Genomic DNA, 23631 nt, shown 5'->3' on the forward strand with positions numbered 1-23631 from the left:
TTAGCCTTTTATACCGTTGTTTGGTAAGGTTTTGTCTAATTTTAGACTATAAACCGCAGTATGGACAAGGAGAGAATTATAGCCGAACTCATTAGGCACAAAAAGCTGCCTTACTTGGATTTTCGTTTAAAGCAGGAGACCGAGGATTTCACGGATACGCTTTTTCACACCTTATTTGACGCCAATACCCCGGTAGCGGTCAATCTGGAATTATTGGAAAAAAAGTTCAATCGGCTGATGGACATGGCCTGTTGGGACTTGGAAAAGCCCAGTGAGGAACTCTGGAACGAATACGTGGAACATTTACCACAGATTCTGGAAAACCTGATTTTGGATGCCGAGGCCATCTTAAATTGTGACCCGGCTTCCCTTTCCATCCAAGAAATCTACATGGCCTACCCTGGTTTTTATGCCATTGCCATCTATCGCTTGGCGCACGAGCTTTATGCTGAGGGTGTTCCTTTGATTCCACGAATGATGACGGAATATGCGCATAGACAAACCGGGGTCGACATCAATCCTGGAGCTACCATTGGTAAATCCTTTTTTATCGATCATGCCACAGGTGTTGTCATAGGCGAAACCGCCGTAATCCACGACAACGTTAAAATTTACCAAGGGGTGACCTTAGGTGCCTTGTATGTGGCGAAGAATTTGGAAAAAACAAAACGGCACCCGACCATTGAAAACAATGTGACCATATATGCCAACGCTACCATTTTAGGCGGTGAAACCGTAGTGGGGGCGAATTCCGTCATTGGTGGTAATGCATGGATTACTTCCTCCGTGCCGCCCAACTCAACTGTTTATCACAAACCAGAAATCAAAATAAAGACAACCCCAAATGTCTAACAGCATACTAGACCTTATCGGAAACACCCCCATGGTGGAATCCAAGGTATTGAATACCAATCCTAACGTAAGACTTTTTTTTAAACTTGAGGGAAACAATCCCGGTGGAAGCGTTAAAGACCGTCCCGCCTACAACATGATCAAAAGTGGTCTGGAGCGCGGTGATTTTACCAAGAACACCAAACTGATTGAGGCCACTAGCGGAAACACTGGTATTGCATTGGCCATGATAGCTAGCCTTTTTGGCCTTGACATTGAATTGGTGATGCCCGAAAACTCTACAAAAGAACGGGTTCAGACCATGCGTGCCTATGGCGCAAAGGTGACCTTGACTTCTGCTGATGTGGGTATCGAAGGTGCCCGCGATTATGCCGAAACCAAGGTAAAGGAAGAAGGCTTTAAGATGCTCAATCAATTCTCGAACAACGATAATTGGAAAGCGCACTACAAAACAACGGGACCTGAAATTTGGAAGGGTACCGATGGTCAAGTCACCCATTTTGTTTCCAGTATGGGAACTACAGGTACCATTATGGGCACTTCTACTTTTTTGAAGGAACAGAATCCGGACATACAAATTGTGGGCGTACAACCCACGGATGATGCAAAAATTCCAGGCATACGAAAATGGCCCGAAGCATACCTGCCAAAAATCTTTAATCCTGAAAAAGTGGATACTGTAATGGAAGTCAGTGAGCAGGAAGCGATTGAAATGGCCAAGCGTTTGGCGCGAGAGGAAGGCATATTTTCCGGAATGAGCAGCGGAGGTGCCGCTACTGTCGCTTTGCGATTGGCAAACGCTTTGGAAAGTGGCACCATCGTTTCCATTGTTTGTGACCGCGGGGACCGGTATCTGTCATCAGACTTGTTTGACTGATTTCTTCAGGATGTTTTTATATCCATTTTTGTGCGTTTCATGACGGATTTTTCGCATTATCCAACATTGTTTGCGGGTCATCGATTTCTTTGAAATAGTACTCCAAAAACCCCGTTCTTTAACTTATTAATAGTCCCAAATCGAAGTTAAAGATGCATACAATATCAAAAATCATCACTTGGAAAAGGAATATCTTGGCCAGTGTAGCGGTTTTGGTTAGCTTGATAGTGTTGAGCTTTTATGGAGTGTACACCAATCAATTTTATTTTTTAAAGCCGGACAATTACATATTTCCATTATTGGCATCCGTTCACTTTCTATACCTCTACGTGGTCTGGTTTAAAATTACCGAAGATGAACTTCCCGATCCAAAGATGCGCAATATTGAATATGTGCTCTATGCCATAATGATTGTATACCTTTTTAAAATATATGATAGCGTAGCTGTTTTAAATTCCATAGAACTCTACGGACAACACGTAATCCCAACTACCTTTAAGCCCATCGCGACACTCTCCGTGGTACTCTACAGTATTTTACCGATTCTGACGCTTTACACCTTTTGGTTAAGGAAACGATTTGTGGGTGTCTATAATTTTGAGAACTACAACGACAACCTAAACATTTGGCAATAGCTTACAGGCCTCGGATATAGCTTCCATAAAGGTCCTTAAACTGATAGCCTTGCCGAAAGCGGTGTTTGCTCAATTTTTTATAGGCCACCAAGCCCCAAAGCAGTAACTCTTTCAAGAAATATATGTCTTCTCTTGAGGCATCGGGCTGGTACTCCTTTATCAGTTGGTTTAATGGGCCGATGGAATCCAATTTTGATTTGTAATCGTTATCTTTTTCATCATCCAATAAATCGAAACCTTCGCCATCAAAGAACCAGCTCACCAATTCATCATATTCATTTTCTTCTTCCTTGCGCTGAAGCTTGTCGATTTTCGGGAAGTAATTAGGGAACAAGGATTTTATCGCATCTTCAATCAGGTTTTCGGCCACTGAACCTGCTCCCTCCTGCTCTCCTTCGTATACCAATTCTATTTTTCCAGTAATTGAGGGCACCACACCCATAAAATCGCTCAAACGCAGTGTGGTCTTTTGATCTCCAGCCATAATGGCCCTGCGTTCGGCAGTACTCAATAAATTTTCAAAAGCGGTGATGCTCATACGTGCACTTACGCCACTTTTGGCATCTACGTACTCACTTTTTCTAGCTTCAAAACTGATTTGTTCCAGCAAATCCATGGCGATTTCGGGAATATAGACATAATCAGACTGACGCTTGTCCAATTGTGCCTCCTGCTTGGTTATTTTTTTCGCCACCTCAATATTTTCAGGATAATGCGTCAATATTTGGGAGCCAATCCTATCTTTCAATGGGGTGACAATACTGCCCCTGTTGGTGTAATCTTCGGGGTTGGCCGTAAACACAAATTGAATATCCAAATGTAACCTAAGCTTGAAGCCTCTGATTTGTATGTCACCTTCTTGCAGGATATTGAACAACGCTACTTGAATCCTTGCTTGAAGGTCAGGAAGTTCGTTGATGACAAAAATACAACGGTTGGCCCTTGGTATCATCCCAAAGTGAATCACCCTGTCATCCGCGTAAGATAATTTTAGATTGGCCGCTTTAATGGGGTCCACATCACCAATCAAATCCGCTACGGTTACATCAGGTGTAGCCAATTTTTCATAGAAGCGCTCACTGCGGTGCACCCAACTGATTGGCGTTTCATCCCCTTTTTCATTTATCAATTCGGTTGCAAATCGGGATATGGGCGCCAAGGGGTCGTCATGGATTTCGGAACCCTTCACAATGGGCACCCATTCATCCAAAAGTTGCACCATCAAGCGGGCCAAGCGTGTTTTGGCCTGCCCTCGAAGTCCCAATAAGTTGATATTGTGACGGGATAAAATCGCTCTTTCCAATTCTGGGATTACGGAATTCTCATATCCCCAAACCCCTTCGAAGACTTGCTCCTTTTTGGCTATCTTTTCCAAAAGGTTCTCCCGAAGTTCATCCTTAATACTTTTGCTGGTATAACCCGCCGCCTTTAGTTCGCCAAGCGTATTGATTTTGGTATGGTCCAAGTTCATATATTGTTTTATCCTTTTATTCTTCTTTTTCTATTCTGTTCGTAATCTTCAAAAATCATTTCGCCCAAACCTTTAAGGCCCGTGTAAAAGGCCTTTCCCTTGTTGGCCTTGGTAAATTCCCGTACAAACTGCATCAAATAAGGGTCTTCTGCGATCATAAAGGTGGTTATGGGAATATGGAGTTTTCTGGCCTGTTGTGCCATGGCATAGCATTTTTCAACAATATATTCGTCCAATCCAACGCTATTTTTATAGTAGTCTCCATTGGGAAGCCGCAAGCATGAAGGCTTTCCATCCGTAATCATAAATATTTGTTTGTTGGTGTTCCGTTTTCTGCGAAGCATATCCATAGCTAGCTGCAATCCGGCAACCGTATTGGTATGGTAAGGTCCCACCCTCAAATACGGCAAATCCTTGATAGGGATTGGCCATGCATCATTTCCGAACACCAAAATATCTAAGGTATCCTTTGGATAACGGGTTGTAATCAGCTCTGCCAGAGCCATCGCCACCTTTTTGGCGGGGGTAATGCGGTCCTCGCCGTACAGAATCATACTATGGCTGATATCAATCATCAACACCGTGCTCATCTGGGCCTTGTGCTGTGTGTCTTCTACTACCAAATCCTCCTCGCTCAAGGAAAAATTATCCAATCCGTGATTGACCTGGGCGTTTTTAAGGCTTTCCGTCATGCTGATGTGTTCCAACGAATCCCCAAAACGGTACTCCCGGAACTCACCTGTATGCTCATCTCCCTTGCCTGATTTTCCGGTTTTGTGGTTGCCAGAACCACTTCGTTTGATTTTTCCGAAGATTTGGTCCAAGGCCCGTTGACGCAGCATTCGTTCCAGTTTGGCGGTAATGGAAAGATTACCACCTCGACCACCGTTTTCCTCACCTTCTTCACCTTCGCCGCCTTGGGGATTATCCATATCGAATTCTTCACGGATATACCCTTTGGACTTCAAATCTTCTATAAAATCGTCGATGGTATAATCGTCGTCGGTAAGCTCGTATTCCTTGTCGAGTTCGCGCAGCCAGTCCAAAGCCTCCTCCACATCGCCCGAAGTATGGGTGACGAGTTCTTGGAAAATCTCAAATAGTTTTTCGAACGGAGTTTGGTCCGGAGCCTCGTATTTGGTAAAACGGAACCCTTTTCTTGTGTTCATAGCCATCACATAAATTTACGGTATTTCGCTGTAAAGGCTAAACGTTTAGAAAAAACTTAACGGATTTGTTTAATGCCGTTTTTCGAGGACTTGGGCGATATCGTTGAGCGAATAGCCCTTCGCCTGCAAAAGAATGAGGTAGTGAAACAACAAATCGGCACTCTCATTTAAGAATAGCTCCTCGTTGTCGTCTTTGGCCTCTATCACGGTTTCCACAGCTTCCTCCCCCACTTTTTGGGCAATTTTATTGATGCCTTTTCGGAACAAGGATGCTACATAGCTATCCGGATTCTCTTGGTCATTTTTCCTTGATTCGATCACAGCTTCCAAGGTTGATAAAAAACCATAGCCTTGAACATTTTCCTCGGCCCAACAGGTATCAGTTCCTTTATGGCAGGTAGGACCAACTGGATTTACCTTGATCAAAAGCGTATCGTTGTCGCAATCCACTTGCATATCCACTAGGTTCAAAAAGTTCCCGCTTTCCTCGCCTTTGGTCCATAATCGCTGTTTGGAACGACTAAAAAATGTGACTTTCTGGGTTTCTTGGGTTTTTTCAAACGCTTCTTGGTTAATGTAGCCGAGCATCAAAACATTTTTTGTTGTTGCATCTTGAACAATGGCCGGCACAAGTCCGTCTGAATTTTTATTGAAATCTATTTGCATTTTGTATGTATTGTACGTGTCATATCGAGATGTCATCCTGAGCTGTCACCCTGAGCGCAGTCGAAGGGGCGGTCGAAGGAGCAGTCGGGATATGACAAACCTAATTTATATCCTTACCGGAATTCCTTCCTCCTTTAATTCTTGTTTGAGCGTATTGATTTCGATTTCCTTAAAATGAAAAACACTGGCAGCCAAGGCAGCATCGGCTTTTCCATCTTTGAAAGTGTCCGTAAAGTGTGAAATGGTCCCTGCCCCACCTGAAGCGATTACCGGAATATTAACCAATTCGGACAATTTGGCCAATGCTTGATTGGCGAAGCCATTTTTGGTACCGTCGTGGTCCATGGAAGTGAACAAAATTTCACCTGCACCACGCTTTTCTACTTCCTTTGCCCATTCAAAAAGGTCCAATTCCGTGGGAACCTTCCCCCCTACCAAATGTACTTTCCATTGTCCGTTTATTTGTTTGGCATCAATGGCAACAACGATACATTGAGAACCGAATTTGGCGACCAATTCATTGATCAATTCGGGCCGTTTTACCGCTGATGAGTTGATGGAAACCTTATCGGCTCCATTTTTCAGCAGAATATCCACATCCTCTATGGACGAAATTCCACCACCCACGGTAAAAGGGATATTGATGGTCTCTGCTACATGGTAGACCAGTTCGGCAAGGGTCTTTCTTTTCTCTTCGGTGGCCGAAATATCCAAAAAAACCAACTCATCGGCACCTTCTTGGGCATAAATGGACGCCAGTTCCACAGGATCGCCCGCATCGCGTAGGTCCACAAAGTTGATTCCTTTTACGGTTCGTCCGTTTTTAATATCCAGACAGGGTATAATTCTTTTGGTGAGCATTTAGAGAATACTATTATTCATTCTTGGCATTTAGGTTGACACCTCCATAAAATGCCAAATCCTTATTCTTTAAAATCTTTGTCCAAAGCGCTATTTGCCCAGTGTGATAGGATAAATGTTCCGTGACGTGGATGATGTTTCCCACACCGGAAAAGTTAAAGCCCTGAACATTGCGCTTGCGCAATAATTCATTGATGGGAGCATCATAAAACGCCCTTTTGGCATCGGACAACGTATCTTCCAATTTTTTCAACAATTCCGCCTTTGTGTAGCCCGATTCCGTTGAAAATTCCTCATCCCGCTTGCGCTCATCTTCCAAATTTTGAATGGACGCTATCCCATATTGGGTAATGTTTCCACACAAATGAAGGATAAGATTGGCAATACTGTTGCTCGATTCGTTCGGTTTTTCCCAAACCTGCTCTTCCGACAGTTGTTCCAAACAAATTTTGATCATGCGAAGGCTCTCGTTCATTCGATACCCTGCATTCCAAACCAATTCTTCCTGGAGTTCTTTTTCCTTATCCATTTTCAAGAATATAATGTTCCAATTGCTTTAAACTGATCTTGCCTTCATAAATGGCTTTGCCAATGATTGTGCCTTCACAACCAAGATCGGCAAGTTTGGGGAGTTCGTCAAAGGTGGAGATACCACCACTGGCAATTAAATTTAATCCTTTTTTGGTTTCGGACAGCATTTTTTGATACAAGTCAAAAGAAGGACCCTGCAACATGCCATCTTTGCTGATATCGGTACAGATCACATATTCAATTCCTTTGGATTGGTACTCTTGTACAAAAGGAATCAGCTCCAGGTCCGATTCTTCCTGCCAGCCGGATACGGCAACTTTTCCATGGTTCGCATCGGCTCCCAATATAATTTTTCTGGCTCCGTAGGTTGACAACCAGCTCAAAAAGGTATCCCTATCCTTTACCGCAATGCTTCCACCTGTGATTTGATGTGCCCCGCTTTCAAAAGCGACGTGTAAATCATCTCCAGATTTTAGACCACCCCCAAAATCAATTTGTAAATTGGTTTTTAAGGCAATGGTTTCCAGTACTTTGTAGTTGACAATATGTTGGGACTTAGCGCCATCCAAATCCACCAAATGTAAATGTTTTATACCATGGGCCTCAAATTCCTTGGCCACTTCCAACGGATTTTCATTGTAGATTTTTTTGGTGCTGTAATCACCTTTGGAAAGACGGACGCACTTCCCGTCAATAATATCTATGGCTGGAATAATTCTCATACTTATATTTTTAGAAAATTTTGGAGAATCCCACTCCCCACCTCACTGCTCTTTTCTGGGTGGAACTGAACCCCATAAAAATTATCCTTCTGCAGCGCTGCACTGTATTCTACATCATATTCTGAGGTGGCAATGGTTTCCTCCCCAATCGGAGCATAAAAACTATGCACCAAATAGATATAGGATTTCTCGGGAACATTGGTGAACAATTTGCTTTTTAGATTTGAAATCTGGTTCCAACCAATTTGTGGCACTTTTACCTTTTTGGAAAATTTCACCACATCCAAATCAAAAATGCCCAAACCTTCGGTTTTCCCCTCTTCGGAGGAGTGGCACATCAACTGCATCCCCAAGCAGATACCCAAAACGGGCTGTTTCAGCGTTGGGATTACCTTGTCCAATCCAGTTGCCCTTAACTTTTCCATGGCTGAACTGGCCTCCCCGACTCCAGGAAAAATAACCTTGTCCGCATTGCGTATCTCTTCAGCATCATGGCTTAAAACCGCTTCAAAACCCAAGCGTTTTATGGCAAACATGATACTTTGGATGTTTCCTGCTCCGTAATCGATTATTACAATCTTCATTTATTCTTTAATCTTTTGTCATTTCGAGCATAACGAGAAATCTGGATTTCTCAGTCGTAAGCTCCTTCGACATGACAGTTTTTATAGCATCCCTTTGGTGGAGGGCAGCACCATTTTTTCCGCATCTCGCTTCACCGCCATTTTTATGGACTTGGCAAAAGCTTTAAAAATAGCCTCGATTTTATGATGCTCATTGGTGCCTTCTGCCTTGATGTTCAAATTGGCCTTTGCACCGTCCGTAAACGATTTAAAAAAGTGCATGAACATCTCAGTTGGCATATCGCCCACCTTTTCACGTTTAAACTCCGTATCCCAGACCAACCAGTTGCGTCCACCAAAGTCTATGGCCACTTGTGCTAGGCAGTCGTCCATGGGCAAAGCAAATCCGTAGCGCTCAATACCCAGTTTGTTGCCCAATGCTTTGGAAAACAACTCGCCCAAGGCTATGGCCGTGTCCTCGATGGTGTGGTGTTCGTCCACCTCCAAATCGCCGTCCACTTTGATTTCCAAATCCATTTGTCCGTGTCGGGCCAATTGGTCCAACATATGGTCAAAAAAGGCTAAACCTGTATTGATGTCACTTTTTCCGGTTCCATCGAGGTTGATTTTGATTTGGATGTCCGTTTCATTGGTTTTTCGGGATATTTCTGCTACCCGGTTTTCCAGTTTCAAAAATTCATAGATTTTTTCCCAATCGTTGCTTTCCAAAGCAATGAAGTCGTCCAATTCCCCGCGTTTTACAGTGATTTCATCGGTTCCTAAATGGGTTTCATCATTGATAAAAATTCCTTTGGCACCCAAATTTTTGGCCAATTCCACATCGGTCAATCGGTCTCCGATGACGAAAGAATTTTTCAAATCGTATTCCTCTGAAAAATAGGCAGTCAATAGTCCAGTACCCGGTTTACGGGTGTCCGCATTATCTTTCGGAAATGTCCTGTCGATAAAAACACTATCAAACACAACACCTTCATTTTCAAAAGCTTTGATGATAAAGTTGTGAACGGGCCAAAAGGTATCTTCCGGAAAGCTATCGGTTCCCAACCCATCTTGGTTAGTGATCATGACCAGTTCATAATCCAATTCCTTGGCGATTTTCCCCAAATACGTGAATACCTTGGGATAAAAAACCATTTTATCAAAGGCGTCTATTTGCTCATCAACAGTTTCCTTGATGATGGTTCCGTCACGATCAATGAATAGTACTTTTTTGCCCATCAATTTAATTCTTTTAAAATAGCAATCAATTTTTTGTTCTCTTCTGGCGTTCCTACCGTAAATCGAAGGGTATTTTCGCAGAGCGGTTGGGTACTTCGGTTTCGGACCACCACTTGTTTCTCCAATAGTTGTTGGTAGCGTTTGTTGGCATCATCCACTTTGGCCAGTACAAAATTGGCATCGGTGGGATACAATGCTGTCACAAATTCCAAATCTTTCAAGGCTTTGATCAATTCTTCCCTTTCGTCAAGGATTTGCTTCACCTCTTGTTTCACTAAATCCTGATGCAAAACGCGCTGTAAGGCTCGTTGCTGGGTCAATTGGTTGACGTTGTAAGGTGGTTTGATTTTGTTCAGTATTCCGATGATTTCTTCGGATGCATAACATATCCCCAATCGGATGCCTGCCAGTCCGTATGCCTTGGACAAGGTCTGGGTCACGATTAAGTTGGGATACTGCTTGAGTTCGGATACCCAACTTTCATCGTTCGAGAAATCAATGTAAGCCTCATCAACCACCACCAAGCCATTGAACGATTCCAATAGTTCCTTGATTCCTTTTTTCTGAAAGGCATTTCCCGTAGGATTATTAGGCGAACAGATAAAAAGTAACTTGGAATTGGAATCTGCCACCTTCAAAATTTCAGTCACGTTGGGTTCGAAATCCTTTGTCAACAACACTTCTCTGTTCTCCACCGCGTTTATACCTGCCAGCACCTTGTACATTCCATACGTTGGTGGCAAAGTGATAATATTGTCCTGATTCGGTTCGCAGAACGCCCTATAAATCAAATCCAATACTTCGTCACTGCCATTTCCCAATAAAATTTGCTGCTCCGTTAATCCTTTTTGTTCTGATAACACGGATTTCAGGCTCCGCTGATACGGGTCGGGATAACGGTTGACGCCATTATCGAAAGGATTTTCATTGGCATCCAAAAAAATCATCTCCGAGCCATCGGAAACGTATTCATCACGGGCCGAAGAGTACGGCTGTAGCTTACGAACCGATTCCCTCACCAATCTGTTTACATCGAAGCCTTCCATTATTTCAAACTTTTTAGTCTAAGGGTCACGGCATTTTTATGTGCCTGCAATCCCTCTGCTTCCGCCATCAATTCAATGGCACTTCCAATACCTTGGATGCCTTTTTCGGATATTCTTTGAAAAGTCATGCTCTTCATAAAACTGTCCAGATTCACGCCGCTATATTGTTTGGCGTAGCCATTGGTAGGCAGGGTATGGTTGGTACCCGACGCATAATCGCCTGCGCTTTCCGGCGTAAAGTTTCCGATAAAAACTGAACCGGCATTTATGGTGTTTTCCAAATAGTACTCCTCATTTTCCACACAAACGATGTAATGTTCTGGACCATAAGCATTGATGAGTTCCAAAGCTTCTTGGTCATTTTGGACCAAAATCAATCTGCTATTGCCTATGGATTTTCGTGCAATTTCTGCTCTTGGCAATTGTTCGATTTGGCTTTCAATCTCCTTTTCTACGGCATCAATCAACTTTTCCGATGTGGAGACCAAAATAACCTGACTGTCAACGCCGTGCTCTGCCTGACTCAACAAGTCCGAAGCCACAAAGGATGCATTGGCAGAATCATCTGCCACGACCAACAGTTCACTGGGGCCGGCGGGCATATCGATTGCTACTCCGTATTTGGTGGCCAGTTGCTTTGCAACGGTTACATATTGGTTACCGGGGCCAAATATTTTGTACACCTTAGGAATGCTTTCCGTACCAAATGTCATGCCTGCAATTGCCTGAATGCCTCCCACTTTAATGATTTGCGTTACGCCACACAATTGGGCGGTATATAAAATCGCTGGATTGATTTCCCCATTTTTATCCGGGGGACTACAGAGCACTATTTCTTGGCAACCAGCCAATTTTGCCGGAATGGCCAACATCAAAATAGTTGAAAACAAAGGCGCCGTTCCTCCCGGAATGTACAATCCTACTTTTTGAATGGGACGCTTTTCCTGCCAACATGCTACGCCGGGCATGGTCTCAATTTCCAATTTGGGCGTTTTTTGTGCTGCGTGGAACTTCTCAATATTGGATTTGGCCAAATTGATAGCCTGTTTCAGTGCATCGGAGACCGCAAGGCTCGCTTTTTCCACTTCATCATCAGTTACCAACAGGGATTCCAATGTGACCTTGTCAAATTGGGCCGTATATTTTTTGATGACCGCATCCCCATCTACCTGAACCTCTTTAAAAATACTATTTACGATTTCCTCGATGTCGGTAACTGTCTGGGTGGGGCGCTTTAAAACTTCATCCCATTCTGTGGGTTGTGGATAGTTGATACGTTGCATTACAATACCATTTTTTCAATAGGACAAACCAATATTCCTTCGGCACCCGCTGCTTTCAGCTCGTCGATGACCTCCCAAAATGTTTCCCGATTGATTACGGTGTGCACCGAACTCCAACCTTCCTCGGCCAAAGGCAATACCGTGGGGCTTCGCATTCCCGGAAGTATGGAAATGATTTGGTCGAGTTTGTCATTTGGGGCATTCATCAATACATATTTGTTCTGACGTGCCTGTAGCACCGATTTAATCCTGAATTGGATTTTTTTCAACAACTCTTTGCGCTCTTCCGAGATTGTGGGCGATACGGCCAAAACGGCTTCGCTTGTCAGCATCACTTCGACCTCTTTCAGATTATTTTTGAATAGGGTGCTTCCACTGGAAACGATATCGCAGATTCCGTATGCCAAACCTATGTTCGGGGCAATTTCCACAGAACCGTTGATGATGTGCAAATCTGCCGTAACCCCTTTTGATGCCAAATACTCTTTCACTGTATTCGGGTATGAGGTCGCAATCTTTTTACCTTCAAAATCCTTGATGGAATTGTAGGTTACACCCTTTGGGACGGCAAGGGACACACGACATTTTGAAAAGTTCAAACGTTCTGCGATGGAAATATCCTTTCCTTTTTCAATCAAAACGTTTTCTCCAATAATGGCGATGTCCACTACCCCATCCCTCAAGTATTGGGGTATGTCGCCATTACGAAGGTAAAATACTTCCAAGGGAAAATTACGCGAGGTAGCTTTCAATTGGTCCTTCCCATTGTCGATGGAAATACCGCAATCTTTTAAAATGGCCAGGGAATCTTCATTTAAACGGCCACTTTTTTGAACTGCAATTCTAATTTTTGTCATTTTTCAATCGTTTTGTCCGAAAAACCAAAGGGGTGCAAAAAATAAACCCGTTTGATTTCTCAAACGGGTTAGAATATATTTTAAAAACAACAATACATTTCTACCTCGCTTGAGAGCAAGTATAAAAATGATGATGTGTGTTTTTGTTTCTCATTGCATTTCAAAAGTAGGACATATTTTTATATCAAAAAAGCGAAAATTAGTTATTTCCCAAAATTAACGGAAGGCCATCATCACCAGAACCTACCACTACCACCTTGGCATTGGGAGATTGCGATAATTTTAAGGTGGCTTCTATACCTTTGTCCTGCAATATCTTGTCCGTAAGCGATGCGCTCAAAATTCGGTTCGCATCCGCCTTACCTTGAGCCTCAATACGCTGCCGTTCCGCTTCTTTTTGTGCACGTTCCAATCTAAACTCATACTCCAATGATGCTTGCTCCTCTTTCAATTTACGCTCAATGGCTTCTTTGATAGTTGGTGGCAAGGTAACATCGCGGACCAGAATATCATCCAACTCAATATACTGCTCGCTCACAATTTTCTTGGTTTCTTCGAAAATCTCGTTCTGGATGGCATCCCTTTTGCTGGAATAGAGCTGCTCTGGGGTATATCGACCCACTACACTACGCGCAGCAGACCGAATAGTTGGAAGAATAATACGATTGAGGTAGTCTTCCCCGATTTCTTGGTGCAGTTTCCCTAGCTCGTTGTACTTAGGCTTGTACCAAGCCGATGCATCCAATTGAATGTCCAGACCATTGGATGACAATACTTTCATTTTTTCAAATACTTCTTGTCTCCTCACTTCGTAGATATAGACCCTGTTCCAAGGTGCCACCAAATGGAAACCTTCGCTCAATGGAGGCTCCTCGGTAACCACACCGCCACCAAAGGTCTTGTAAAGCACTCCAGCTTCCCCGGAGCCAATGGTTATGGCCGATTTGGAAATGATGATAATCAAGAAAATAATCGCCGCCAAAGCCGGCAGCGCAATCTTTGGTAATTTATCCATGTTTAATCACTATTTATATTAATCCATTATATTTTCTGACAAACCACTCCGTAGCTAAGGAAAGTACCATTACTCCCAACAGAATACGGAAGTCTATCAAAGATACAACATTATCCCTGCTCTTTTGAACAGGGAGAAATTCTTGTGATGAAATCAAATTGGCTTCTAGTTCGTCCAACTGATTTAAAAAGTACAATCGCCCCTTATTGTTGTTGGCCAATCGTTCCATTTTCTTATAATCTGCGGAAATGAGTTGCTTTTCTGGGTTGAAATCCAGGATTCGGAAAGAACCGGAACGACTCAAATTCTCGCCCTTTACGGTCACGGTGAAATTATACCCGCCAGCCTCCAAGTCGCTCAAATCCACTTCGTAAAAAGCTCCTTTCAACAACATAGGAGCTTCTCTCGAAAAATCATTGTCTTTTCCCTTGATGGAAATGGACAGACTGGCATTGCCATCAAATTGGTAGGCTTCATCAAAGTAGGAAGCCCTGATTTTGGCCATGCTGGCGTTGTCGAACACCAGCTCATAGTCCAACTCCAATCGATTTCGCTGTTTGTTCGAGCCTAAATAGACCATCAAACTACCTATGAAATCATCAAACCTTTGAAAATTTTGGTCGTTACGATATACTTGTGCCCTCCATCGCCAGATATCTTCCCCAAAAAGTACGGCTTCCTTGGTGTTGGACACAGTCAAAATTGCAAATAATGGCTTGTCTAGTTGGACGCCCTGCAATTGTTGGAACATCAAAACTTCACTCTCTTTATTCAGTTCAATGTCGCCCAGTGTACCTTTTAGTGGCGGAAACCCATCTACGGAAAAATCGCTTAGTCCAAAAAGCCCAAAGGCATTGTTCAAAACAGGGAGAATATCTTCGGGTTGTCTGCTTCCCGTCACCGAAAAGCTCTCTTGAACACCATTTAAAAAGTTCCAATCCGTTTTACTTCCTGTAATGGTAACATAATTGGCTCCTGAATTTTCCAAAAATGTGTACACATTTCTGAAATTACGGTTAGGCTGATACAAAATAATCACTCCCATTTCTTCCAGTTGGGATTGGTCTGCGGTGGGTTTTAATAGTGTAACGGATCGTTGTTCGTTGGATTCAATGGATTTTTTTAACGCTCCAATATCCGGATGAAGCATATCGGAAACGATACCCACATTGGTTTTTTCGTCTATCACCTCAATAGCGGTTTCTTTGATATTATTGGAGGTATTTCGCTCATTGTCCAAGGCCTCCACTTGAATGGTAATCGTTTTGATCCCCACACTTTGCGCTTCGACCAAGGTATTCAAGGTTTGACTGTTCTTGGTTGCGTTGAGATTCACACGTTCTTGGTGCACCCTACTCCCGTTGATGGAAATGGTCACCGTGCTCGAAATCGGCCGGGTACCTTGATACCGAATGGAAGTTTCTATCGGAAAACTATTTCGTAGAAAGGCGTATTTATTCACGTTGATGAGTCCAACCGCAATATCCTCGTATTGGGTGGTATCCCCCACAACAACTGGATGCACGCTCGTATTCTCGTTTAGTTTGACATATCCATAATCCTTGCCCAAAGTTTGGTTCCCATCGGAAAATAGGACGATGGCATTGTTGCCATTTACAAAAACTTCGTTCAACGTGGAAAGTGCGTTGGAAACATCGGTATTTCCTTGGTTAAACCGTATGGAATCAGTTGCCGAGACGGTATTCCCAAATCCATATTGATGAATCTTGAACCTTTCGTTCAATGCATCATTCGCTTTCAGTTGTGTTATGGCCTGGGATATTTCGGATTCGGAAGTGGCATCCTCCATAGAGCTGGAATTGTCCACCAAAAAAATCAAGTTTGCTTTTTCCACAAAATAATCCTTGCTCACAAACTTAGGATTGATCAAAAGCAAAAGGCCGCAGAACAAGGTAACAAACCTCAATGCGGCCAATATTATATGCAGTGAACCCTTTCTAGGATTTTTATAAAAATATTGAAAATGGACAAGCGCAAGCGCGGCAGCTACTGCTATAACAATAAGAAATACCGTGCTCAACTCCATTCATTTAGGTTAACATTCCACCGTCAACATTCAATACCTGCCCTGTTACGTAGTCGGAAAGGTCCGATGCCAAGAATACGCAAGCATTGGCCACATCCTCGGGGCTTCCACCACGTTTTAATGGAATGCCTTCCCTCCAACCTTGAACCGTTTTTTCGTCCAATTTCTCGGTCATCTCTGTTTCAATGAAACCCGGGGCAATGGCGTTGCAGCGAATGTTTCTGGATCCCAGCTCCAAGGCTACGGATTTGGTAAACCCGATCATTCCTGCTTTGGAAGCGGCGTAGTTGGTCTGCCCTGCATTTCCTTTCACCCCTACCACGCTGCTCATATTGATAATGGAGCCCTTGCGTTGTTTCAACATGGTGCGTTGTACCGCTTTGGTCATGTTAAACACAGACTTTAAGTTGATTTCGATAACTTGGTCAAAATCAGCTTCTCCCATACGCATCAACAAATTGTCTTTGGTGATTCCAGCGTTGTTGATCAATACATCTATTCTACCATCAAAATCCTCCAGAACCTGGGCCACAAGGGCTTCAGAGTCTTCAAAACTGGCGGCATTACTTTTATAGGCTTTGGCTTTAACGCCCATTTCGGTCAATTCCTTTTCCAATTCCAAGGCAGGACCTTCGCTGGAACTGTAGGTAAATGCCACATTGGCACCATGTTTTGCAAATACTTCGGCAATTCCTTTACCGATTCCCCTACTGGCTCCTGTTATGATTACGTTTTTCCCTTCCAAAAGTTTCATACGATGCTTGTGTTTGAATGGTTATTAACCAAATATAGTTGTTGTTTTATGTTTAGACGAAAAAAAATCCCGCATAAAACGGGATTTAGTATGGTTTTAACGGTTGGTTACCCAACCACTTCTTTCACTTTTACGCCGATTTCAGCGGGAGAGTCCACCACGTGGATACCGCAATCGCGCATGATTTTTTTCTTGGCTTGGGCCGTATCATCGCTACCGCCCACAATGGCTCCAGCGTGACCCATGGTACGTCCTGCAGGTGCAGTTTCGCCAGCAATAAAGCCTACAACGGGCTTTTTGCTACCACTTTCCTTATACCATCTGGCTGCCTCAGCCTCCAATTGACCTCCAATTTCCCCGATCATCACCACACATTCGGTTTCCGGGTCGTTTATCAATAGTTCAACCGCTTTTTTGGTAGTAGTACCAATAATGGGGTCTCCACCAATTCCAATGGCCGTGGTAATTCCCAAACCTTGACGAACCACTTGGTCCGCAGCCTCATACGTCAGTGTTCCAGATTTTGAAACGATCCCCACTTTTCCCTTTTTGAAAACAAAGCCGGGCATGATGCCTACCTTTGCTTCTCCAGGAGTAATTACACCGGGACAGTTTGGACCGATCAATGTGCAATCCATATCCTTGATGTAATCGTTGGCTTTTACCATATCGGCAACAGGAATACCTTCAGTAATGGTAATGATTACTTTGATTCCTGCATCGGCAGCTTCCATAATGGCATCCGCAGCAAAAGCGGGCGGAACAAAAATAATCGTGGTGTCGGCACCCACTTCTTTTACAGCTTCTTCCACTGTGTTGAAAACTGGTTTCCCCAAATGTTCTTGACCTCCTTTTCCAGGGGTAACGCCACCAACCACGTTGGTTCCGTATTCAATCATTTGTTCGGCGTGGAATGTTCCTTCACTACCGGTAAATCCTTGTACAATTATCTTTGAATCCTTGTTTACTAAGACGCTCATATATTTAACTTAATGTAGAAATACAAAAATATGGTTTACTAAAGTTTTTATCTATTGATTTTTTAAATCTTTTTGAGTTTTTGCAAGATTTCCGGTATCCTTTTGATGGATGCAATCTGTTTCAACTTTTCACGTGCTTCCTCGGCCGGGTAACCGAAGTACGTTTTACCTCCTTCGAGTGATTTTGAAATACCGGATTGGGCCAAAATCACCGCCTTTTTGCCAATAGTCGCTCCGCTGGTGATACCTACTTGCCCCCAAAGAGTTACTTCGTCCTCGATAATGCAACATCCTGCAATACCTACGTGAGAAGCAATCAAACATTTTTTGCCTATTACTGTGTCGTGCCCCACTTGGATTTGGTTATCTAATTTGGAACCTCTACCAATGGTGGTTGACCCTGTAACTCCTCGGTCTATGGTGCATCCCGCGCCGATATCCACATAATCCTCGATAACCACGTTCCCTCCAGAAAGCAATTTATCAAAACCTTCGGGGCGGTTTTTGTAATAGAATGCATCAGCACCGAGCACGGTTCCTGCATGGATGGTGACATGGTCACCAAGTACACATCCATCATAAATGGTCACATTGGGGTGAATGACGCAATTCTTGCCAATTTTTACGTGATTACCAATGAAAACATTCGGTTGAATCACAGTTCCCTCTCCTATTTCGGCTGTTTCAGCGATGGATGAAGCTGCACTTTTAAAGGGTTTAAAATGGCTGGTCAGTTTGTTAAAATCCCGAAAAGGGTCATCAGATACCAATAAAGCTTTGCCCTCTGGGCATTCCACTTCTTTGTTGATGAGCACCACTGTGGCCTTCGATTGAAGCGCTTTATCATAATATTTGGGATGGTCCACAAATACGATATCGCCCTTCTCGACCACATGGATTTCGTTCATGCCCAGAACGGGGAAGTCATCAGGCCCTACAAAATCGGCTTTAATGATTTCCGAAATTTCCTTTAAAGTATGCGTTTTAGGGAATTTCATTCCATCTATTCTTTGGCACGTTCCAAATAGGCCGCTTTCTCCGTATCGATTTTTATCTTGTCACCCTCATTAATAAATAGGGGTACATTGATCGTTGCTCCTGTCTCCACAGTAGCAGGTTTGGTCGCGTTGGTGGCCGTATTTCCTTTCACTCCGGGCTCGGTGTGCGTTACTTCCAAAACCACACTTGCGGGCATTTCCACCGAAAGGGGCATATTGTCCTCCGCATTGAAAATAATGGTCACCACTTCGCTTTCCTTCAAAAGGTCAGATGCATCAAGTGCATCTTTTTGCAAAGCAATTTGGGTGTAGTCGTCCGTATTCATAAAATGATAGGTGTCTCCTTCATTGTAGAGATACTGGTACGAACGAGTTTCTACGCGGACATCTTCGATTTTATGTCCTGCAGAAAACGTATTGTCGACCACTTTTCCAGTGGTCACACTTTTCAGTTTGGTACGGACAAAAGCAGGTCCCTTACCTGGTTTTACATGAAGAAACTCTATAATTTTATAGATGTCGTTGTTGTACCGGATGCACAACCCTTTTCTTATATCAGAAGTACTTGCCATAAATTTAATTTGAACTAAAATAACCTTTCATAATTCCTCGCTGCGAATCCCTTATAAATTGAAGGATTTCATCCCTTTCTGGAGTTGCCTCCATCTCCGCTTCAATGATGGATGCCGCCTGGGAATTGTTGTAGTTTTGTTGATACAGTATTCTATAAATGTTCTGGATTTCGCGAATCTTGTCCGATTCAAAACCTCTTCTTCGCAATCCGATGGAATTGATACCCACATAGGATAGCGGCTCCCGTGCTGCCTTTACATAGGGAGGTACATCTTTACGCACCAAGGAACCTCCTGTTACAAAAGCATGGTTACCTATGGATACAAATTGATGTACGGCCACCATTCCTGCCAAAACCACATTTTGGCCAATAGTGACGTGACCTGCCAACGTGGAGTTGTTGCTGAAGATACAGCCATCCCCTACCAAACAATCGTGTGCTACGTGGCAATAGGCCATAATCAAGCAATTGTTTCCGATCACTGTTTTCATACGGTCAGAAGTACCTTTATTGATGGTGGCACATTCCCGAATGGTGGTGTTATCCCCAATCACAACAGTGGTATCCTCTCCTTGATATTTTAAGTCTTGGGGCATGGCCGAAATAACAGCTCCTGGGAAGATGCTGCAGTTTTTTCCGATACGCGCTCCTTCCATAATGGTGACATTGGAACCAATCCAAGTGCCTTCCCCTATGGTTACATTATTATGTATGGTTGTAAAGGGCTCAATAACCACGTTTTTCGCGATTTTGGCCCCTGGGTGTACATATGCTAATGGTTGGTTCATCTACGAATCTGTATTTTTTGTTTTTACGATTTGTGCCATCAACTCAGCTTCAGATACCAATTTTCCATTGGCATATGCATACGCCTGCATGTGGCAAATACCTCGCCTGATGGGAGAGATCAAATCGCACTTAAATATTAAGGTATCCCCCGGCACTACTTGCTGTTTAAATTTCACCTTGTCAATCTTCATGAAGAAGGTCAGGTAGTTTTCAGGGTCAGGAACCGTACTCAGCACCAAGATTCCGCCTGTTTGGGCCATCGCCTCAACCTGCAGCACTCCTGGCATTACCGGTGCTCCAGGGAAGTGCCCTACGAAAAACGGCTCGTTCATGGTCACGTTTTTCACGCCCACTACGTGGGTGTCCGACAGTTCCAGAATCTTGTCCACCAATAAAAAGGGTGGACGGTGTGGTAATCTGGCCATGATTTCGTTCACATCCATCAAGGGTTCTTGATTCAAATCATAGCTGGGAACCTTGTTCCTTTTTTCTATTTTGATGATTTTGGATAGCTTTTTCGCAAACTGCGTGTTCACAAAGTGTCCGGGCTTATTGGCGATTACCTTACCTCGGATACGTGTTCCGGCCAAGGCTAAATCCCCAATGACATCCAAAAGTTTATGCCTTGCAGCTTCATTCGGGTGGTGCAAGGTCAAATTATCCAAAATACCATTGGGCTTTACCGACAACTTTTCCTTTCCAAAGGCCTTCTCCAATTTTTTCATGGTGGATTCAGAAATCTCTTTATCCACATAAACGATGGCGTTATTCAAATCACCACCTTTTATAAGTCCATTTTCCAACAACATTTCCAGTTCGTGCAAAAAACTGAAGGTGCGGGAATCGGCAATCTCGGTTTTAAAATCGGACATGGTTTCCAAAGTGGCATTTTGTGTGCCCAACACCTTGGTGCCAAAATCGACCATAGTGGTCACTTGGTACTCATCTGCGGGGATGATGGTGATTTCGCTCCCAGTAGTCTCATCCTTATAGGAAATAACGTCCTTCACCACATATTCCTCGCGTTCCTGTTCTTGCTCAACGATACCAGCCTCTTCCAAGGCTTCCACAAAAAATTTGGAAGAACCATCCATAATGGGCGGTTCAGGCGCGTCCAATTCAATGAGCACATTATCTATGTCCAGCCCTACAAGTGCTGCCAACACATGCTCTGATGTATGGATTTTTACACCGTTTTTTTCCAGATTGGTCCCTCTTTGGGTATTCACCACATAATTGGCATCTGCCTCGATAATGGGTTCCCCTTCCAGGTCAATTCGTTTAAAGGCAAAACCATGGTTTTCCTCAGCGGGAAGGAAGCTCATGGTCACATTTTCGCCTGTATGCAGTCCTACACCTTGTAGCGTTACTTTTTTGGCTATGGTGCGTTGTTTATTGCTTGGTTTGCTCACCTTTTACTCTTTTTTCGATGTTAGAGATTTGATTTGCCAGCTTGGGCAAATTCTTAAAGTGTACATATGATTTGTTGAAGTCGCCATAATTCAAGGCTGGAGAACCCTGCAGCACTTCATCATCTTTTACATTTCTTCCGATACCCGATTGGGCTTGGATACGGACCCTGTCCCCTATGGTGATGTGTCCTACGATACCGACTTGGCCTCCGATCAAACAATTTTTGCCGATTTTGGTTGAACCAGCAACCCCAGTCTGTGCAGCGATGGCAGTGTTTTCTCCAATCTCTACATTGTGTGCAATCTGGATTTGGTTGTCCAATTTGACGCCTTTCCTTAGAATAGTGGAGCCCAAAGTTGCCCTATCGATAGTCGTGCCCGCACCAACATCTACATTATCTTCAATGATTACATTTCCTGTTTGTGGTACCTTGCTGTATTCACCGTTCGCATTCGGTGTAAATCCAAAACCATCGGCTCCGATAATGGCTCCGCCATGTATCACGCAATTGTTGCCGATAATGGTCTCGGAATATATCTTGGCTCCAGCAAAAACGACAACATTATCGCCAATACTTACATTGTCGCCAATATATGCGTTGGGATAGACTTTTACATTATCACCGATTTTTACATTGTCGCCCAAATAAGCAAAAGCACCTAAGTAAAATTCATTACCGTAAGTGGCGGTCTCGGAAATGTAGCAGGGGTTTTCAATCCCAACTTTGTTATTCTTTACTTGATTGTAATATTCCAGAAGCTTGGAAAAGGATTTGTAGGCGTCATCTACCTTAATCAAGGTGGTAGAAATGGATTGCTCCGGCACAAAATCCTTGTTCACAATGGTAATGGAGGCTTTGGTGGAATAAATGTAAGAGGTGTATTTTGGATTGGCCAAAAAGGTCAAAGAGCCCTTTTCGCCTTCTTCAATCTTGGACAGTTTATGGACAGCGATTTGAGGATTTCCCTCAACTTCCCCTTCTAAGATTCCGGCAATTTGGGTAGCTGTAAATTTCATTGGTGCAAAAGTAACAAAATTTGTTAAACGGCTTTCTTCGGATAGCAGCTGTAATATTTGGTAACCGTTTTTGCCAAAGCTTTTAAGCTAAGTTGGTCCGACTCCTTAAGTACATCCGAAATTTTTCCGTTCTTTTTCAAAATCTGAATTGCCTCATCCCTACTGTAGGCCTTATTGGAAATCTCGCCCTCAAACACAAAATTGGAAGCTTCTTCAACGGAAAGATCATGCTTTTTGATGATCCAATCCAATTTTTCATTCAATTTTTCTTGCGCCATGGGCCGCTTTTTCACTTTTACGTGCAAAAGTCTTCGTTCCAGTAGCATTCCACACAATTTGGAAAGCACAAAATCTTCGTTGGACTGCCAGCTCTTTAATGCGCCAAGGATATCAATGTCATCCAACTTCGCAAATGTTTCCAGCACTTCCTTATCGAAGTTTAAGGTACCATTGTTCTTTAAAAAAAACAATAGCGGGCCACTACCTGCCAGACTCTCCCCTTGGCTCAATAACCATCTGGCCCGTTGCATGATGCGCACCAGCAATTGTTCGGCCACCAATCCGGTTTTGTGGAGATATACCTGCCAATACATGAACCTTCGGGCCATCAAAAACTTTTCTACGGCATAGATCGCTTTTTCTTCCAAAACCAAATTGCCATCCACCACATTGAGCATGGAAATCAAACGCTCCGAATTGATATTTCCTTCGGTAACCCCAGAATAAAAGCTATCCCGTTTAAGGTAATCCAAACGGTCCATGTCCAGTTGACTTGAGACCAATTGGTTCAAAAACGGTTTTGGATAATCCCCTTTAAAGATGGATATAGCGATATCCAACTGACCGTTGAACTCGCTGTTAAGCTCCATCATAAAGCGCAGGGAAATCTGCTCATGACTTATTTCTTTTGCCACAAAGCCTTCCAAAGCGTGGGAAAACGGGCCGTGGCCGATATCGTGAAGCAAGATGGCGCACAACAATCCTTTTTCTTCAGCCTCCGTGATTTCTACATTTTTTACCTTTAACACCTGAATGGCCTTCGTCATTAAATGCATGCTTCCCAAGGCATGGTGAAACCGGGTGTGGTGGGCTCCGGGGTAGACCAAATAAGAAAGCCCCATTTGGGATATGCGCCTCAACCGTTGGAAGTAAGGATGCGAGATGAGACTAAAAATTAGTTCGTTGGGAGTTCCAATAAAACCGTAAATTGGATCGTTGAAAACATGAAGCTTATTGGTTTTTACCAAAGTTTTTCGTTTTAATTCCCACAAA

General features: G+C 43.4%; 24 protein-coding genes. 3 read left to right on the top strand and 21 right to left on the bottom strand.

Annotated elements, in window-relative coordinates:
- The first annotated feature begins 60 nt into the window (after nt 1–60).
- From epsC to RBB12_RS12605, 3 genes are all read left to right on the top strand, one after another.
- Nucleotides 61–852, top strand: coding sequence for a serine O-acetyltransferase EpsC (epsC, locus tag RBB12_RS12595; RefSeq protein WP_293289115.1), 792 nt, complete (start codon nt 61–63; stop codon nt 850–852).
- Complete coding sequence (gene cysM / locus RBB12_RS12600; protein WP_306014092.1) at nt 845–1729, top strand: cysteine synthase CysM; 885 nt, start codon at nt 845–847, stop codon at nt 1727–1729. The genes epsC and cysM overlap by 8 nt, the downstream gene beginning before the upstream one ends.
- Nucleotides 1730–1881: 152 nt before the next feature.
- Nucleotides 1882–2364 carry a hypothetical protein gene (locus RBB12_RS12605; RefSeq protein WP_306014091.1) on the top strand — a complete coding sequence of 161 codons (483 nt, stop codon included), beginning with the start codon at nt 1882–1884 and terminating at the stop codon, nt 2362–2364.
- Nucleotide 2365: 1 nt separating this feature from the next.
- Here RBB12_RS12605 and RBB12_RS12610 read toward each other — a convergent pair whose 3' ends face one another.
- From RBB12_RS12610 to RBB12_RS12710, 21 genes are all read right to left on the bottom strand, one after another.
- Entirely contained in the window at nt 2366–3835 is a 1470-nt protein-coding gene (locus RBB12_RS12610) for a magnesium chelatase (RefSeq protein ID WP_306014090.1), read from the bottom strand.
- A gap of 8 nt (nt 3836–3843) precedes the next feature.
- On the bottom strand, nt 3844–5010 hold the full coding sequence (locus RBB12_RS12615; RefSeq protein WP_293284763.1) for a vWA domain-containing protein: 1167 nt from the start codon (nt 5008–5010) through the stop codon (nt 3844–3846).
- 63 nt (nt 5011–5073) lie between these two features.
- Nucleotides 5074–5670, bottom strand: a complete 597-nt coding sequence (gene hisIE / locus RBB12_RS12620; protein ID WP_306014089.1) for a bifunctional phosphoribosyl-AMP cyclohydrolase/phosphoribosyl-ATP diphosphatase HisIE — start codon at nt 5668–5670, stop codon at nt 5074–5076.
- Nucleotides 5671–5775: 105 nt separating this feature from the next.
- A complete protein-coding gene (hisF, locus tag RBB12_RS12625) occupies nt 5776–6531 on the bottom strand; it encodes an imidazole glycerol phosphate synthase subunit HisF (protein WP_293284766.1) in 756 nt (251 codons plus the stop codon).
- A gap of 13 nt (nt 6532–6544) precedes the next feature.
- Nucleotides 6545–7060 (bottom strand): DinB family protein, encoded by a 516-nt coding sequence (locus tag RBB12_RS12630; RefSeq protein WP_179385768.1) that lies wholly within the window; start codon nt 7058–7060, stop codon nt 6545–6547.
- Nucleotides 7053–7784 carry a 1-(5-phosphoribosyl)-5-[(5-phosphoribosylamino)methylideneamino]imidazole-4-carboxamide isomerase gene (hisA, locus tag RBB12_RS12635; protein WP_306014088.1) on the bottom strand — a complete coding sequence of 244 codons (732 nt, stop codon included), beginning with the start codon at nt 7782–7784 and terminating at the stop codon, nt 7053–7055. The genes RBB12_RS12630 and hisA overlap by 8 nt, the downstream gene beginning before the upstream one ends.
- Before the next feature lie 2 nt (nt 7785–7786).
- The gene (gene hisH, locus RBB12_RS12640) at nt 7787–8368 is read right to left on the bottom strand and encodes an imidazole glycerol phosphate synthase subunit HisH (protein ID WP_306014087.1); all 582 of its coding nucleotides are present in this window, start codon (nt 8366–8368) and stop codon (nt 7787–7789) included.
- An 81-nt stretch (nt 8369–8449) separates the two neighbouring features.
- Nucleotides 8450–9586, bottom strand: a complete 1137-nt coding sequence (gene hisB / locus RBB12_RS12645) for a bifunctional histidinol-phosphatase/imidazoleglycerol-phosphate dehydratase HisB (RefSeq protein ID WP_306014086.1) — start codon at nt 9584–9586, stop codon at nt 8450–8452.
- Nucleotides 9586–10632 (bottom strand): histidinol-phosphate transaminase, encoded by a 1047-nt coding sequence (gene hisC, locus RBB12_RS12650; protein ID WP_306014085.1) that lies wholly within the window; start codon nt 10630–10632, stop codon nt 9586–9588. Before hisC ends, hisB begins: the two co-directional genes overlap by 1 nt.
- The gene (gene hisD, locus RBB12_RS12655; RefSeq protein WP_306014084.1) at nt 10632–11915 is read right to left on the bottom strand and encodes a histidinol dehydrogenase; all 1284 of its coding nucleotides are present in this window, start codon (nt 11913–11915) and stop codon (nt 10632–10634) included. The genes hisC and hisD overlap by 1 nt, the downstream gene beginning before the upstream one ends.
- Nucleotides 11915–12772 carry an ATP phosphoribosyltransferase gene (gene hisG / locus RBB12_RS12660; RefSeq protein ID WP_179385762.1) on the bottom strand — a complete coding sequence of 286 codons (858 nt, stop codon included), beginning with the start codon at nt 12770–12772 and terminating at the stop codon, nt 11915–11917. Before hisG ends, hisD begins: the two co-directional genes overlap by 1 nt.
- 199 nt (nt 12773–12971) lie before the next feature.
- Complete coding sequence (locus tag RBB12_RS12665) at nt 12972–13787, bottom strand: prohibitin family protein (protein ID WP_293284781.1); 816 nt, start codon at nt 13785–13787, stop codon at nt 12972–12974.
- A gap of 13 nt (nt 13788–13800) precedes the next feature.
- Nucleotides 13801–15660, bottom strand: a complete 1860-nt coding sequence (locus RBB12_RS12670) for a vWA domain-containing protein (protein WP_306026664.1) — start codon at nt 15658–15660, stop codon at nt 13801–13803.
- A 178-nt stretch (nt 15661–15838) separates the two neighbouring features.
- Nucleotides 15839–16588: a 3-oxoacyl-[acyl-carrier-protein] reductase gene (fabG, locus tag RBB12_RS12675; protein ID WP_179385759.1), complete on the bottom strand. Its 750-nt coding sequence runs from the start codon at nt 16586–16588 to the stop codon at nt 15839–15841.
- Between the two features lie 107 nt (nt 16589–16695).
- Entirely contained in the window at nt 16696–17568 is an 873-nt protein-coding gene (gene sucD / locus RBB12_RS12680) for a succinate--CoA ligase subunit alpha (RefSeq protein ID WP_179385758.1), read from the bottom strand.
- 62 nt (nt 17569–17630) lie between these two features.
- Nucleotides 17631–18566 (bottom strand): UDP-3-O-(3-hydroxymyristoyl)glucosamine N-acyltransferase, encoded by a 936-nt coding sequence (locus RBB12_RS12685; RefSeq protein WP_306014081.1) that lies wholly within the window; start codon nt 18564–18566, stop codon nt 17631–17633.
- A gap of 5 nt (nt 18567–18571) precedes the next feature.
- A complete protein-coding gene (efp, locus tag RBB12_RS12690) occupies nt 18572–19138 on the bottom strand; it encodes an elongation factor P (RefSeq protein WP_179385756.1) in 567 nt (188 codons plus the stop codon).
- A 4-nt stretch (nt 19139–19142) separates the two neighbouring features.
- Complete coding sequence (lpxA, locus tag RBB12_RS12695) at nt 19143–19928, bottom strand: acyl-ACP--UDP-N-acetylglucosamine O-acyltransferase (RefSeq protein WP_179385755.1); 786 nt, start codon at nt 19926–19928, stop codon at nt 19143–19145.
- Nucleotides 19929–21341 carry a bifunctional UDP-3-O-[3-hydroxymyristoyl] N-acetylglucosamine deacetylase/3-hydroxyacyl-ACP dehydratase gene (locus tag RBB12_RS12700; protein WP_179385754.1) on the bottom strand — a complete coding sequence of 471 codons (1413 nt, stop codon included), beginning with the start codon at nt 21339–21341 and terminating at the stop codon, nt 19929–19931.
- A complete protein-coding gene (gene lpxD / locus RBB12_RS12705) occupies nt 21322–22359 on the bottom strand; it encodes a UDP-3-O-(3-hydroxymyristoyl)glucosamine N-acyltransferase (RefSeq protein WP_306014080.1) in 1038 nt (345 codons plus the stop codon). The genes RBB12_RS12700 and lpxD overlap by 20 nt, the downstream gene beginning before the upstream one ends.
- A 23-nt stretch (nt 22360–22382) precedes the next feature.
- On the bottom strand, nt 22383–23606 hold the full coding sequence (locus RBB12_RS12710; RefSeq protein ID WP_306014079.1) for an HD domain-containing protein: 1224 nt from the start codon (nt 23604–23606) through the stop codon (nt 22383–22385).
- Nucleotides 23607–23631: the final 25 nt, after the last annotated feature.

It is taken from the genome of Allomuricauda sp. MMSF_3307, from assembly GCF_030733585.1.
In the GTDB taxonomy this organism is placed as follows: Bacteria; Bacteroidota; Bacteroidia; order Flavobacteriales; family Flavobacteriaceae; genus Flagellimonas.